The sequence below is a fragment of the Eubacterium sp. LMAG:50 genome, assembly GCF_008680265.1.
Lineage (GTDB): Bacteria > Bacillota > Clostridia > Lachnospirales > Lachnospiraceae > Eubacterium_U > Eubacterium_U album.
Window position 1 is genome coordinate 326,166 of the sequence record NZ_NALP01000006.1, and the last position, 15,109, is coordinate 341,274.

At 31.8% G+C, this 15,109-nt stretch carries 10 protein-coding genes; 3 read left to right on the plus strand and 7 right to left on the minus strand.

What is annotated here, in order from left to right; translation table 11 throughout:
• Nucleotides 1-375: a GntR family transcriptional regulator gene (locus CCC31_RS04310; RefSeq protein WP_022089797.1), complete on the minus strand. Its 375-nt coding sequence runs from the start codon at nucleotides 373-375 to the stop codon at nucleotides 1-3.
• 555 nt (nucleotides 376-930) lie between these two features.
• On the opposite strand from CCC31_RS04310, the gene CCC31_RS04315 reads away from it, so the two are divergent.
• Nucleotides 931-2,475 (plus strand): M15 family metallopeptidase, encoded by a 1,545-nt coding sequence (locus CCC31_RS04315; protein WP_117909585.1) that lies wholly within the window; start codon nucleotides 931-933, stop codon nucleotides 2,473-2,475.
• A 184-nt stretch (nucleotides 2,476-2,659) separates the two neighbouring features.
• On the opposite strand, the gene CCC31_RS04320 is transcribed toward CCC31_RS04315, so the two are convergent.
• Nucleotides 2,660-3,214 carry a phosphatase PAP2 family protein gene (locus CCC31_RS04320; RefSeq protein WP_290849886.1) on the minus strand — a complete coding sequence of 185 codons (555 nt, stop codon included), beginning with the start codon at nucleotides 3,212-3,214 and terminating at the stop codon, nucleotides 2,660-2,662.
• A gap of 479 nt (nucleotides 3,215-3,693) precedes the next feature.
• Here CCC31_RS04320 and CCC31_RS04325 point away from each other — a divergent pair, with 479 nt between their 5' ends.
• Nucleotides 3,694-4,737, plus strand: a complete 1,044-nt coding sequence (locus CCC31_RS04325) for a YibE/F family protein (protein ID WP_290849888.1) — start codon at nucleotides 3,694-3,696, stop codon at nucleotides 4,735-4,737.
• Nucleotides 4,728-5,519, plus strand: coding sequence for a YibE/F family protein (locus tag CCC31_RS04330; protein WP_290849890.1), 792 nt, complete (start codon nucleotides 4,728-4,730; stop codon nucleotides 5,517-5,519). The genes CCC31_RS04325 and CCC31_RS04330 overlap by 10 nt, the downstream gene beginning before the upstream one ends.
• A 62-nt stretch (nucleotides 5,520-5,581) precedes the next feature.
• Here CCC31_RS04330 and CCC31_RS04335 read toward each other — a convergent pair whose 3' ends face one another.
• The 5 genes from CCC31_RS04335 to CCC31_RS04355 all read right to left on the minus strand — a co-directional run bounded on the left by CCC31_RS04335 (nucleotide 5,582) and on the right by CCC31_RS04355 (nucleotide 14,946).
• On the minus strand, nucleotides 5,582-6,934 hold the full coding sequence (locus tag CCC31_RS04335) for an MATE family efflux transporter (protein WP_290849892.1): 1,353 nt from the start codon (nucleotides 6,932-6,934) through the stop codon (nucleotides 5,582-5,584).
• Between the two features lie 106 nt (nucleotides 6,935-7,040).
• Nucleotides 7,041-8,219 carry an iron-containing alcohol dehydrogenase gene (locus CCC31_RS04340; RefSeq protein ID WP_290849894.1) on the minus strand — a complete coding sequence of 393 codons (1,179 nt, stop codon included), beginning with the start codon at nucleotides 8,217-8,219 and terminating at the stop codon, nucleotides 7,041-7,043.
• 200 nt (nucleotides 8,220-8,419) lie between these two features.
• Entirely contained in the window at nucleotides 8,420-9,004 is a 585-nt protein-coding gene (locus tag CCC31_RS04345; RefSeq protein ID WP_290849896.1) for a hypothetical protein, read from the minus strand.
• Nucleotides 9,005-9,094: 90 nt separating this feature from the next.
• Nucleotides 9,095-11,518, minus strand: a complete 2,424-nt coding sequence (locus CCC31_RS04350; RefSeq protein WP_290849898.1) for a glycoside hydrolase family 3 C-terminal domain-containing protein — start codon at nucleotides 11,516-11,518, stop codon at nucleotides 9,095-9,097.
• A gap of 500 nt (nucleotides 11,519-12,018) precedes the next feature.
• Nucleotides 12,019-14,946: a glycoside hydrolase family 3 N-terminal domain-containing protein gene (locus tag CCC31_RS04355; protein ID WP_290849900.1), complete on the minus strand. Its 2,928-nt coding sequence runs from the start codon at nucleotides 14,944-14,946 to the stop codon at nucleotides 12,019-12,021.
• Between the last annotated feature and the right edge of the window lie 163 nt (nucleotides 14,947-15,109).

Here is a 15,109-nt window from a genome sequence, read left to right on the forward strand (position 1 = left end):
TTACATATCCTCCAAAATAAGTTCTAACAATTCTTTTATCTCATCATCAGTCATTCCACTTCTCTTTCCCTTTCTAATGGCAGTTTCAAAATCTTTTTCCACTTCTCTTCTAAGTTCCTCTAACTTAATATTGCTACCAATATTAGAAATATAGCTGCCTTTTCCATGAACTGTTACAACATAACCTTCCTGCTCTAATGCATCATATGCCTTCTTTACTGTTAAAGCACTAATTCTAAGTTCTTTCGCCATTGCCCTTACCGAAGGCAGTGCATTACCTTCCTTAAGATTTCCTCTTATTATCTGTTCCTTAACCTGATCAACAATTTGTTCATAGATAGGTGTCTGCGAGGAATTATTAATTATAAGATTCATATAACTCCCTCCTTATATAAACAGTATATAACAGCACAAACTGTTCTGTCAACTGTTATATACTGTTTATTTTTTTATCTTTACTAGAGTGGATTTAATTATATATATTGGGGGAATCAAAATTTTTAGTTCAAAATTTTTTGCTGAATATTCTAATTAATAAAAGTAGATTTTTATAGAAACATGTCATATTATATATATGTTACTATTTTGTCTGGAAACAACATTTATTTTTGTCAGTTCAAAACAAAAGCAATTTTTGTTTAATACCACAGATATTTGTTTGTATCTCAGATTAGACATAATTATATGTATCAAACGATAGGAAATTTTTTCTATTTTTGCGAGCATAGTGTACCTGAAAAAGTAATGTTTGAGCCTTTAGGCGAGTTTTACTTTTTTAGGTACCATAAACGGCGCAGAAAAAAAGAAAAAATGACGTGTTTGATATATATAATTATGTCTAATCCGGAAAGTAACAAATAGCGCAGGTATTCTTTCAAGAATATGTTTATTAGCACACTATGAATTTGTAAATAAAGGAGGATTTTTATTATGAAAAAGTTTAGTCTTGTTATGACTATTATATTTGCTCTTTCACTAGGAGCATTTTTTCATGTAGATGCATTTGCATTTGACGAGAAAGAGACAGAAACAACTGTTACAAAACCTAATGCCCCTACAGATTTTACCGCAACTGTTTCATCTGATTCTTACTCTTCATCTGTTACACTTACGTGGAACTATGACAACTATTATGTTAATGGATTTTATATTTACAGAGCCACTTCAGAAAATGGGGCTTATGAATTATTAACTACATTGTCACGATACAGCACATCATACACTGATTACAATATTTCAAAATGTGTTCCTTATTATTATAAAATCGTAGCTTATACTTACGACTATTATTTTGGCGAAATATGTAGTGATGAAGTTGTTTCTAATCAGATACTCATACCTCTTAATCAGGTCGCACTTCAATCTGTTACAGCTTCAAGTGGAAAATCAATGACAGTAAACTGGTATCCTGTATCAGATGCTTCAGGTTATTATATCTATAGAAGCACTAATCCGGATTCTGATTTTACTTTAATTTGTGATTATATAAATTCTTCAGCCACAAATAATAATTTGTCATATTATGATTCTTTCTATGAAAATTCAGCATTATCATATACGGACTGTAATCTAACTGTAGGACAAACTTATTATTATAAAGTATGCCCTTATGTGTTATTTAATGGCCAAAAATATTCAGGTACAATTTCTTCTGCTTTATCAGATATCGTAAGAATCGATGCAACTAAAATTAAAAAATCTGCATCTAATAAACCTGGTACAAATACAATTACCTGGAAAAATTTAAATAATGCTGACGGATATATTATTTATTACTCAACATCCTATGACTCAGGTTACAAAAAATTAAAAACAATAAAAAGTAACTCAACCACTTCTTATACACAGAAAAAACTTACAAATGGAGTTGCTTATTATTACAAAGTATTTGGATATGTAAATGTAAAAGGTAAAAAATTAGAAAGTATTGAACCTGAGACATATACAAAATACTGTGATTACTACACATACAAAGATGAAGATTACACAAGCAGACATAAACGTATATTTGGTAATAAAAATATTTATAAATACAAAAACAGCAAACAAGCTTGGAAAAATATGAAATTAGTAAAAGCTAAAGTTTGGGATATAAACAGGCATGGTAAAAAATATACGAGAACTTTTTATCTCTATGTTCATAAAGGTGTTGCTCCTTCTGTAGATAAAATGTTTAAAGAAATTTATAAAAGCAAGGAAAGATTCCCAATACATGATATCGGTTGTTATAATTGGCGCGGAAATTCATCAACTTCTGAGCATTGCTTAGGCCTTGCCTTTGACATCAATTCAAACGAAAACTATATGGTCCAGGGGAAACAAATTCTTGCCGGTTCTTTCTGGAAGCCAAAGAAAAATAAATACTCAATACCTTTGAAATGTAATTTGGTAAAAATTCTTGAAAAATATGGATTTAGCCGAGGATTCTGGGGTGAGCGTAAAGATTATATGCACTTCTCTTATTTTGGAGGTTAAATAGCAAATAAAAGGTGTATTAGCCATTAAAATAATCAGTAACAGATTACTATTACATAAATGGCAAATACACCTTTTATTATGTTCTTTGTATGCATAATTTTTTATATTGCTTTTTACTTATATTTTTTCTTATATATACTTTTTAAAGTCTTTCTTTTTAATTTAAAAGCATATAGATTACCTACTGTTTATCAGTTTTAATTTTTTCGCTTATTTTTTCAAATAAAAACTGACCTACATAACTTGACAATATTCCTGTGACAACTCCTGCTAAAACATCACTCGGAAAATGAACTCCGACATATAATCGTGAAAGTGCAATTAATATTGCAAGGATTAATGTCGGTACCCCATATTTCTTTGGAGCATTTCTAAATATTGCCCATGCACATGCAAATGAACTTCCAGTATGACCTGATGGAAATGACCAATCTTTTTGCTTTTCAATTATCAAATTTAATGCAGAAATCTGATCATAAGGTCTTACTCTTGCCACAAGATTTTTCAAAATAAAGTTATTAATTACAAGTGATGATATAAGAGATAATGCACATATTCCACCTAATTTTCTTGTTTTTTTAAAAATTAGCAAAATTAATGTTATTGCAATCCAAATCATTCCTGCATTTCCAAGTGAAGTTATAAATTTAACAATTGGAGTCAAAATATCATTTCTTATATTATCCTGAATCCAAAGAAGAATATTACCATCTATATCTAACAATTTATCTATCATACATTACCTCACGTATATTTATCTTTCTTAATTTAAGCAATAATATACTATCACATATCTAAAATATTATAAACGAATAAAATTTTTGTTGCCAAAATTTACATTAACAACAAAAAAATTTTGCCACCAAATTTTCACACTAATAATACAAATAAAATTTATACTAATAAAAAATTTATGCTAACAATTTAGATAACAATTTCATAATGCTAACAATTTAGATAACAATTTAGATAACAATTTCATTTGACAAATTACTTTTAAAAATCTATATTATTTTGTTAGAATAGATTAAATAAAATATAATAATTATTCAGAATATGTGCTAAAAAATTTTCATATATCAACAATGATTTATTCTTATCTTCATGGCTGAATAATTACAAAAAACAGGAGTTATTATGAACTTTAAAGCACTTTTAAAAAGCAATAAAAAACTTATATTTAAATTCTGTCTTTTAATCGGTTGCTTTCTTATAATGACATTATTTATTTTTAATAATGAATCTTTTTACAAAAGGACAATAATAAATATTACTGATATTTCCACATCAAATGCAGGTGTTAATACAAGTCCGACCGATAAAACAGAAAATACATTTGTGCAAAACATTAAGGCAAAAATTTTAAATGGTAAATACAAAGGTCATACTGTCTCATTTGATAATTCATACTCTGAATCAGAAATTACCTCAGTAAAATATAATAAGGGTGATAAATTATTTGCTTCTATAAAAAAAAGTAACGATAATTTAACTGCAACAAATATTTCTCAAAAACGTGATTCATTTCTATTTTTACTTATTGGAATGGTTATACTTTTACTTATCTTTACCTCAGGACGTTTAGGATTTTTAACTATAATTTCAGTTATTATTAATATCTGCTCTTTTATATATTGTATGAATTTTATTACAGAAGACTCAGTCAATTTTCCCGTGTGGATATGTGAAATAATTCTTTTCACAGTTGTTACTCTTATTCTGGTAAGCGGTTTTCATATAAAGACTTTAGGAGCAATTATTTCAACTTTAGCATCTGTATTAATCATTGCCGCTTTATACTATGTAACAATTTATGCAAATGGTGATTTGCCTTACGACATGCAACAATACGAAGTTGCATCACTGCCTCTAAAAGATATATTCTTTTTAAGTTCATTACTTGGTCTTTTAGGTGCGGTTATGGACAATGCAATTACCATTAATACTGCTGTAAGTGAAATTGTTGCCACAAGTCCATCTGTTTCCTACAGTAAACTTGTAAATTCAATATATGAAATTATTTATGATGTAATGGGAACAATGATTAATGTATTATTTTTTGCTTACTTAAGCAGTTCTTTACCTATTATTATTTTAAAATTGAGTAATGGATACAATCTGATATCCGTTTTTACTATTGATTATATTTTTGATATTGTAAGATTTTTAATTGGTTCTATAGGGATTGTTATTTCTCTTCCAATTTCAGGAATTATTGCTGTTTTACTATTTAAGAAAGGATTTAGAAAATGCGAATAGTTTATATATTATTTTTCATTTTGTTTGTTCTAATGCTTGTATTAGGTGGCGAAAGAGGTGCAAAATCATTTATAACTTTAGTTTGCAATGTTTTTATTGGGGCAATTAGTATTTTTCTCCTCTTAATTGGAGTTTCACCTTATTTGATTATAATTGTAAGTTCTTTGGTATTTTGCCTTGTTACAATAAAATTTCAGAATGGATTAAACATTAAAACTGTTAGCAGCCTGATTTCTGTTTTAATGGTCTGCATTTTTTCATGCGTGATTATTTATATTTTCAGTATTAAAGGACATATTGGTGGATTTAATGAGATTGAAATGCAGGAAGAAGAGGTTTTCTTTTTAGGAAGCGCAGTTGAATTTAAAATGGTAAATATTTTAATGGTTGCTTTTGTGTGGGGCCAGTTAGGTGCAGTTATTGACACAAGTATGGCTATATCCTCATCTTTACACGAAATATTTATTCATAATCCAGACTATTCTAAAAGAAAACTCATTTATGAAGGATCTGTTATTGGAAAAGATATATTGGGAACGACAGTAAACACTTTATCGTTTGTTTTCCTTGGTGAATCTCTTATGTTGTTTATTTATTACCGTACTTATGTATATTCAACTAATACCATTATTAATTCTTCTTCATTTTTTCAGGAAATCTTTTCTTTATTATTATCATGTATTGGTTGCTTAATAATAATACCTCTTACTTCTTTCATTTATGCCATCATATGCAGAAATAAAAAAATTCATAATTTCATTGCAAAATTTTCGGAGGAATAAACTAATTCCTCCGAAATTTTCTTGTCTTAATTTATTTTATATAGTCTTTTACTAATATTTACCTATTGTCCTGCTTCTATTCTTTTTCTAATAATCAAATATGAGGTCATTACCATTGCCCCGGTTATTACCCATGTTACAGGATATACATTCATAAGCATTGTAAATGTCGGAACAACCTTAAATACTGTATATAACCATACTACTCTAAATCCGCAGGAACCTATTACAGTAAGTAGTGCCGGAAGAAGTGAATGTCCCATTCCTCTGAGCGCTCCTCCTGATATTTCATATACGCCTGTAAGGCATTCTAGTAAAGTTACATGTTTCATTCTTATTATCGCATATTTTATTGCTACAGGATCATTTGTATAGATACCTGCGAAAAAGTCCGTTGCGCCCACAAAAATAAAACTCATGACAAGTGTTAATGCCATACCTGTAACAAGACTTATTCTAAATGCCCGCTTACATCTTTCAAGATCCTTTGCTCCATAATTCTGGCTTGTAAATGTAACCGCTGTCTGATTAAAAGCATTTATCATGTAATATGTAAAATATTCGTAATTTAATCCCGCAGAAGAACCTGCCATCGCATGTGTTCCAAATCCATTAATAGCTGACTGAATAAATACATTTGACAAAGAGAATACAACTCCCTGTAATCCTGCCGGTGCTCCTATTTTGATTACCTTTACAACTATTTCTTTATTTAACGATAATTCTCTAATATTTAATCTTATTGCATCATCACTATGCGATAGAAAATATACTACTAAAAAAGCACTAACTCCATCTGCTATAACTGTTGCTATGGCAACACCTGCAACGCTTAAATGAAATACTATTACAAGTAATAAATTTAGTAATATATTTATAATTCCTGAAATAATAAGGCAATATAAAGGCTTTCTGGTTTCACCTGTACTTCTTAGTATCGCTGCTCCAAAGTTATAAACCATGACAAATGGCATTCCTAAAAAATAAATTCTTAAATATAGTACTGCAAGATTTATAACTTCTGATGGTGTATTTATCATTAAGAGAATTGGTTTTGCTATGATTATACCTATAACAAGCAATGATACTCCGCTTATAAGTGCCACTGACATAACAGTGTGTACTGCTTCTTTAACCTTGTCTTCTCTTCCCTGTCCAATAAAATTTGCAATTATTACATTTGCACCTATTGATAATCCAACAAACATATTTATAAGCAAATTAATTACGGGACTGTTTCCTCCTACAGCTGCTAAAGCTGCACTTCCTGCAAATCTTCCAACTACAGCCACATCTGCCGAATTAAATAACTGCTGCAGAATGCTGCTTGCGGCTAATGGAAGTGCAAAGAACAATATCTTATAAAACATTGGTCCATGTATCATGTCCATTTGCTTTTTCTTTATTTTACTCATTTTTTCTCCATATTTCACTTAATCTAATATTATGATGTTAAGGGTAAAAGTTACCAACTTATGCGTAAACTCATGTGGGCTTAGGACTTTTGGCCCCGGCATCGTATTATCTTGCCATTTTATATATTTTTACAATGTCTTCCCTATATAAAACTTTTGCTGAACCTTTATGTCCACCACACGCATCACAACACTGGTCTGCAAGTTTCTCTATATCTGCATCTGACAATTCTAATCCCAGTTCTTTTATCGATGTTGGCATTCCTATACTATGATAAAATTTTTCCATTGCTTCTATTCCCTTTAAAGCAATCTCTTCATCACTTCCTACCTCTTCAACATTCATTACATTTATTGCAAATTTCTTAAATCTTCCAAGGCATTCTTTATATACATATCTTGCCCAGCTTCCCCATACAGCAGCTAATCCTGCTCCATGTGCCACATCATATACTCCGCCTAATTCATGCTCTAACATGTGCGTTGCAAAATCTTTGTTTTTAATACCGCATCCTGTAAGTCCGTTATGTGACAAACTTCCTGCCCACATTACTTCTGCTCTTGATTCATAATTATCCGGTTGTTCTAAAAGAATTGGGGCATTTTTAAGAACTATCTGCATTACAGATTCTGCTATTTTATCTGTAAGTTCCATCGTTTCTCCTGCTGTAAAATAACGCTCCATTGTATGCATCATTATATCTGTACATCCACATGCCGTCTGATATTCCGGTAATGTCATTGTAAATTCGGGATTCATTATTGCAAATCTTGGTCTTGAAATTTCAGTATGATATGAACGCTTTAGTCCTGTTTCATCATTTGTAATAACTGAGCTGTTGCTCATTTCACTTCCTGCTGCTGCAATTGTAAGAACAACACCTACAGGAACACATTTATCCGTAACACGTTTCTGTGCATAGAAATCCCATACATCTCCTTCATTTGCAATTCCATATCCGATTGCTTTTGCAGAATCAATAACACTTCCTCCACCTACTGCAAGAATAAAATCAACATTCTCTTTTTTTGCTAACTCAATTCCTTTATAAACTAATGAAAGTCTTGGATTAGGAACCACTCCTCCTAATTCTACATATGGTATATTTTCTTCTGTTAATAATTTTTCAATTTTATCAATTAATCCTGATTCTTTTGCGCTATGTCCACCGTAATGAATCAATACTTTTTTGCCATTCTGTGCCTTTATAAGCTGTGCCACTTTTTCTTCTGATTTTTTTCCAAATTCTATAAATGTCGGTGTGTAATATTCAAAATTGTACATATTTCATTACCTCTTTTCTGTTTGTTGACTATTAAATTCTCTACCTTATTTTATTCTTCATTTATTATTTTTTCAATTTATTTTTTAAGATATTATTTTTTCAAGCAAAATAGGACACTTCCATTTTCTGAAAGCATCCTCTTTATTATTTACTTATGGCTTTTTAATTTTTAATATAATTTTATTTACTATAAAGTAATCTATTTATCCTTTTCTCCTTCAGGAAAAATAATTTTAAATACGAAGAAGAATATTACCATTGATACACCACCTGTAATAAATGTTACAAGAATATTGTAAATTGCAGGTGATACATATGCTGATGCTATCGGCATCCATAAGTTATTAAATCCGTTACAGATTAATGAAATTACAACCCATGCGATAAAATACCACATTGCCTGATACCATGGATTTCCTTTACTCTTAAATGTAATATTTCTCTGTAATGGGAAGTTAATGCACTGTGCTAAAAATGAACCTACTTCATAACTGATAAAGTATCCTAATCCACCACCAATTACTACTGCACCTGCTGCATTTTTTACAACATTGTATCCAAGTAAACTCCAAGTGAAATCTACACCAAATATATGCATGTCAATCTGTGGCCACATAAATTCCGTTCCTGCAAGTCCTACACCTAACATTTTTGGCATAAATGTAAATACTAAATACTGAAATATTGTTACACCTTCGCTGAATACTATAAAGTAGAAAATCTGGTATAACCACTTTGCTAATTCAGGATGTTTTTCTTTAAAATTGCTCCAAATCTGTTTCATTTTATCTCTCCTTGTACTTCTTATATCTTTTTAAGTTCTCACATTATTCAATATTTTTTGTTCTTAACAATTTCTATATTTGATTAATATTTATTTTTCTTCTAAAAGTCTTTTCTCGTATTCTTTGTTTGCTTTATTATTTGCAAAGAATCCTTTAATAACCCTTCCGACACCTTTAAAGAAATGTCCATTCCAAATGCTTACAATTCCCTGTGCCATTTCTGTACTAACCATTCCACCTGTCATTTTTGCTAATGCATAAAAAGGCATGTTGTAAATGAACAATATGTTCAAATCTGGTTTTCCTTTTGCTTCGCTCTTCTTCTTTATGCTTGTTAAAATTTTGTAAACTAATCGTCCAACCCATCTTTTAGCATAATATAACTGGCAAAATGCATCATACATTGATAGTTCACCTGACCAGCTTCCATCAGGGATTTTTCTTCCAAGCAAAGTTTCAAACTGCTTATCATCTACATTTTTTATATCTGCTTTGTAATATGATGGCATTTTTTCTTTGACGTATGGATTTTCTGCCTCTGTTCCTTTTATAGAAATTTCTGCAGAAATTCTTACGTCTTCTACATTTGAAGCTATACTAATAACATATTCTGCTGTTTCAATTTCAAACTTATTTGTTTTTACATTGAAATATCTAAATGTCTTATCATCAAATGGTATTTCAACCTGTTTGCTTTCGCCTGCCTTCAAAAATACTTTTTTGAATCCTTTTAATTCTTTTTTAGGTCTGTATATTTTATCTGACTTACAGCTTACATACATCTGGGCAATTTCTTCGCCATCCATTTTTCCTGTATTTGTGATTGTAAATGTAACCTTGTCCTCTGCAACATTTATATCTGAATATTCAAATGTTGTATATGAAAGCCCGTATCCAAATGGATATTTTACAGGAACTTTAGCTGTGTCATAGTAACGATATCCTACAAATATTCCTTCTCTGTATTCTGATGTTCGTTCCTTTGATGGGAAATAATTATATGATGGTACATCTTCATATTTTACAGGTAATGTTTCATTTAATTTTCCTGATGGATTTATCTTTCCTGTAATAATATCAAGTAATGCGCCTGCTCCTGCCTGTCCTGACAAATATCCATGCAAGAGTCCTTTACAATTAACATCCCAAGATGTTTCAATTGCTGAACCTGCACTTAATACTCCTACAATGTTTTTATTCACCTTGCTTAATTCTTCAAGTAATTTAATCTGATTTGCAGGAATTTTCATATGTTGTCTGTCTAATCCTTCTGACTCGCTTAATTCATCTAATCCAAAGAAATAGAGAACTACATCTGCTTTTGAAGCTATTTCCTTTGCTTCTTCAAGCAATTGATTATTTTCCTTACCTATTCTGTCATAACCTTTTGCTATTCCTATATTTTCAAGTTTATATTGTGCTATTGTATTTGCTATTGTTTCTATTTTTGTAGCATTTACAACTGAGGAACCTGCTCCCTGAAATCTTGGTTCAATTGCAAAATCTCCTATAACCGCTACCTTTGTTCCTTCTTTTAATGGAAGAATATTTTCTTCGTTCTTGAGTAATACAGCACTCTTTCCTGCTGCTTTTTTTGCTATCTCATGATGCAATTCTTTATCATACTTACTATTGCTTTTTTCTTTTTTTGCAAATGTTAAAATTGCATCTAACAATGTATCTACACACTCATCTAATTCTTTTTCAGTAAGTCTTTCTTCTTCAATTGATTTTAAAAGTTCTCTTGCTGAACCTAGTCCCGGTGCCGGCATCTCTAAATTAGAACCTGCCGCAACGCCTGCTGTATGGTCATTTGATGCTCCCCAGTCTGTAATAACTATTCCGTCAAATCCCCATTCATCTCTTAAAATTTCCTGTAATAAATGCTTATTCTCATTTGCATATACTTCATTTACCTGATTATATGCACTCATAATAGCTTTGGCATTTCCCTCTTTTACAGCAATTTCAAAATTTGTTAAATATATTTCTCTTAATGTTCTTTCATCTAATACAGAATCAGAAGCCATTCTTCTTAATTCCTGACTATTTACTGCATAATGTTTTGGGCATGCTGCAACACCTTTACTTTGAATTCCCTTAATATATGAAGCAGCCATTTTTCCTGCTAAATATGGGTCTTCTGAAAAATATTCAAAATTTCTTCCACATAAAGGATTTCTTTTTACATTTAATCCCGGACCAAGTATTACATTTACATTTAAAGCTACTGCTTCCTCGCCTAAAGCTTTTCCTATTTCTTCGCCTAATTCCGGATCCCAGCTGTTTGCAACTGTTGCTGCTGTTGGGAAACATGTTGCTGGAACTGATGCATTTAATCCTAAATGATCGCCATCACCTTCCTGCTTACGAATCCCATGAGGTCCGTCAGAGCAAAACATTGACGGTATATTTAATCTGTCAATATTTCTTGTTTCCCACTCTGTCATTCCGCTTAATATTGCTGCTTTTTCGTCCAAAGTCATTTTATTAAGTAAGTCCTGATGTTTCATTTTACTCTCCTTTTCTAATCGCAATATTTATGTACTAACTTTCTTTTTTTGTTGCTAAATTCTTCTTTCATTTTGTTAATCTTAATATATCATCTAAAATATCAAATATATTCTTTTGTCATAAACTGCCGTTTTGGAGACATAAACGGTGCTTTTATAAGGGTATCTTTAAGGAATGCTTTTACTGATTGTAATCACAGTTGTAGATATATTAGTAGAATACTTTCACTACTTATAAGCATAATTGTCAGCCGGACTAGCAGAGCACTTTCACTATTTGTAAGCATAAATACTATCTTAAACCCAGGACATTATATCTTTAAATCAGTTTGACATTAATCAGGCTGAAACTCTTTCATTGTGCATAAAAAAGATGCATCCCTACTTAAGTTTTAATCACTTAAGTAAGGATGCATTTGAGGGAGTTTTCCGGTCGTCATGCTCTACAAGTAGCATGATTACCTTTAGTTATAATCTATAATTATTCTTAAACAACTATATTATTCTGCCTGTTCTACAACAACTTCTTTTCTTCTCTTGTTGAAGTTTACTATTAATAAGATTTCCCAGGCAATTAAGATAATTGCTGCGCAAACATCTACAACTTTAAGAATTGTTTCCCAACGGTTTGGCTGCTGTGACTGTTCAATTCCAAGTTCACTGTACTGACGGCTATTTGCTACAACATAGAGAATACGCTTTGCTGACTGACGTAATTTCTGCTGTGCTCCTGCTGTTTCAGTATATTTCATATCATTTGCTTCTGTTGCATAGTTTACTAACATAAGGTCTGTACCGTTACGAATTGCCTGGTCAGCGTTCATGTAACCATATACACCAAAGTAGTCAGTTTCAACAAATCCCTTGAATCCCCATTCACCACGGAGAACATCTTCTAATAATTCTGAGCATCCACCAGCCCAGCAGTTTCCAATGTAGTTGAATGATGACATAACTGCTAATGAGCCACCGTCTTTAACTGATTTTTCAAATGGCTTTAAGTAAACTTCACGGATTGCCTGTTCATTTGCCCATGTGCAAAGCATACTTGTTCTATTTGTTTCCTGATCATTTAATGCAAAGTGTTTCATATATGCATATACTCCGTGAGCCTGTGCACCCTGAATTGCGCTTGTAGCGATATCTCCTGACAATACACCATCTTCTGAATAGTATTCAAAGTTACGTCCTGCAAATGCTGTACGATGAATGTTCATAGCCGGGCCATACCAACCTGCTGTATCCATCTGATCTGCCATTGTTCCAATTGAATCACCAAATTTATTTGCTAATTCATTATTCCATGTAGCTGCAATTACTACTGCTGCAGGGAATCCTACAGAACCCTGTCCTGTAAAGTTGTTATTAATAGAAGCCGGACCATCACAGTCATTTGTTCTATATTTTCCTACTGATTTAATTGCTGCAGTCTGATATCCACCAAGAGATGTCATACTGTTCATTTCCTTAATTGTTAACTGATCCATAAATGTATCCCATTTTTCATCATCATAGTCTACACCACGCATGTCAACTAAATTAATTCCTGCATTCTTTCCTGTTGTTGGATATTCTGCATCAGGATCTTCATCTTTTTCACCTGCTTTTGCATCATAATTTGATACATTATAAAATCCTGCTTTAGCTTCATCTGACATCTCTGTACTTGTTGGAGCCTTTGTTGCTTCTTCATAGTTTGCAAATTTATCTGCTCTTGAAAGGTATGTTACATCACCTTCTGCGAAATCAAATTCGTTTGTTGCAACTGATACATCACTTTCACGTTTGTTATCTTCGCCATATGTAATTGTTTCAGGAACATTTACATTAACGCTGTCTAATACTGTATGTGAATCTGAATTTATAGATACCACATAGTCACCTTGTTCTAAAACATATGCTTTAGCTGTCTTTGAATCATAAGATGCCATATCTTCTTTATCAAATGAAACCTCAACTGTTTGAGTTGCACCCGGTTCAATTGAACCTGTCTTAGTATATGTAACTAAGTTTGCACTTGATTTTTCAATACCACCATTTGTATATGGAGGATTATAATATACTTCTACAACATCATTACCAGCAACTGATCCTGTGTTCTTAACTTCAACTGTCAATGTTACAGTATCACCTTCTGTGCTTGAATTTACAATTTTTTGTTCAAATGTGCTGTAGCTAAGTCCGTATCCAAATGGGTACTGAACTGTCTTATCATAATCAATAAGACCTTCTGTAGCTGCTGTTTCATAGAACTTATATCCTACATAAATTCCTTCAACATAATTTACAAAAGTTGGCTGTGTTTCAGGACTGAAAGCTGTTGCATCAACCTTGAAATCACTCATATTTGTATATTCAAATTCTCCCATGTTATTCCATGTTGGAGCTTTTGTCAAATCATATACAAATGTATCAACTAATCTACCTGATGGGTTAACTTCACCTGATACGATACGTCCAAATCCGTCAAATCCTGACTGACCTGCACCTGCACACCAGTATGCACCCTTAATCTGTTTGTAATCATTAATAAATCCTAATTCAAATGGGTTTGCACCATTGTATACAACAATTACGTTGTCAAAGTTTTTACATACAAAATCAAGCATTTCTTCTTCTCTGTTTGACAACTGTAAGAAATGATCTCCTTTGTCCCAGTCTTTTCCTTCATTTACTGAATCATCATATGTCATCGGAATATCTGCTTTGTATGTTCCGTCAGCAACTGCTGCCATATCTGTTGGAAGGTCAGCACCTTCACCACCTACACGTGAAATAACTACCATTGCTGTGTTTGAAAATTCTTTTGCATTGTTCATCATTTCATCTGTGTAAAGACTTACATTTGGCTCAGGTAATGTCCAATCACAACTCATCATTCCTACTTCAGGATGTTTATCTTCATAATCTGTGTAAAATTTTGTTAATTCCTTGTTTGTTTCGATTCCTGCGTCATTTAAACCTTTGATTAAATTAACTGTAGGATATGCATCATTTAATGCACCTGAACCTGTACCACCATAGCAAGGATTTGTTGAACCCCAGCCAAATACGTTTAACTTACCACTTGTTACAGGAAGAACGTTATCATCATTCTTTAAAAGAACTGCTCCTTCTTCCACAATTTCTGAAACTAAATCAGTAGCTTCTTCAGTTGTCTTTGCGTCGATTTTGCTAACCGGCTTTCCTGCTACTGATGTTAACAATGTGTTCATTGGTCCTGTACAAATTAAATTTGCTAACACAACAATTACCAATACCATTGCTACCAAAACCTCTCCACGAACCAAACGCTTTAAAGGTTTCTTTAATCCTTTTACTGCTACGATAGCAATTATACCGACAATAATTGCTATTACACCTACTATTAAATGTGTTGAAATACTCTGAATAACTCCTATAACGTCATCCCAGTTAATAGCTAACATCTCATTTCCTCCTTTTTCATCTGAGCGATATCCGCTGTTTCCTTGTAACTATAATTTACCACATCCTAATTTAATTTGAGTTTTCTGTCATAAACTGTCGAAAATCACTCATCAACTGCATTTTACATATACTTTTTGCACAAAAAAAGTGCACTTATATGTG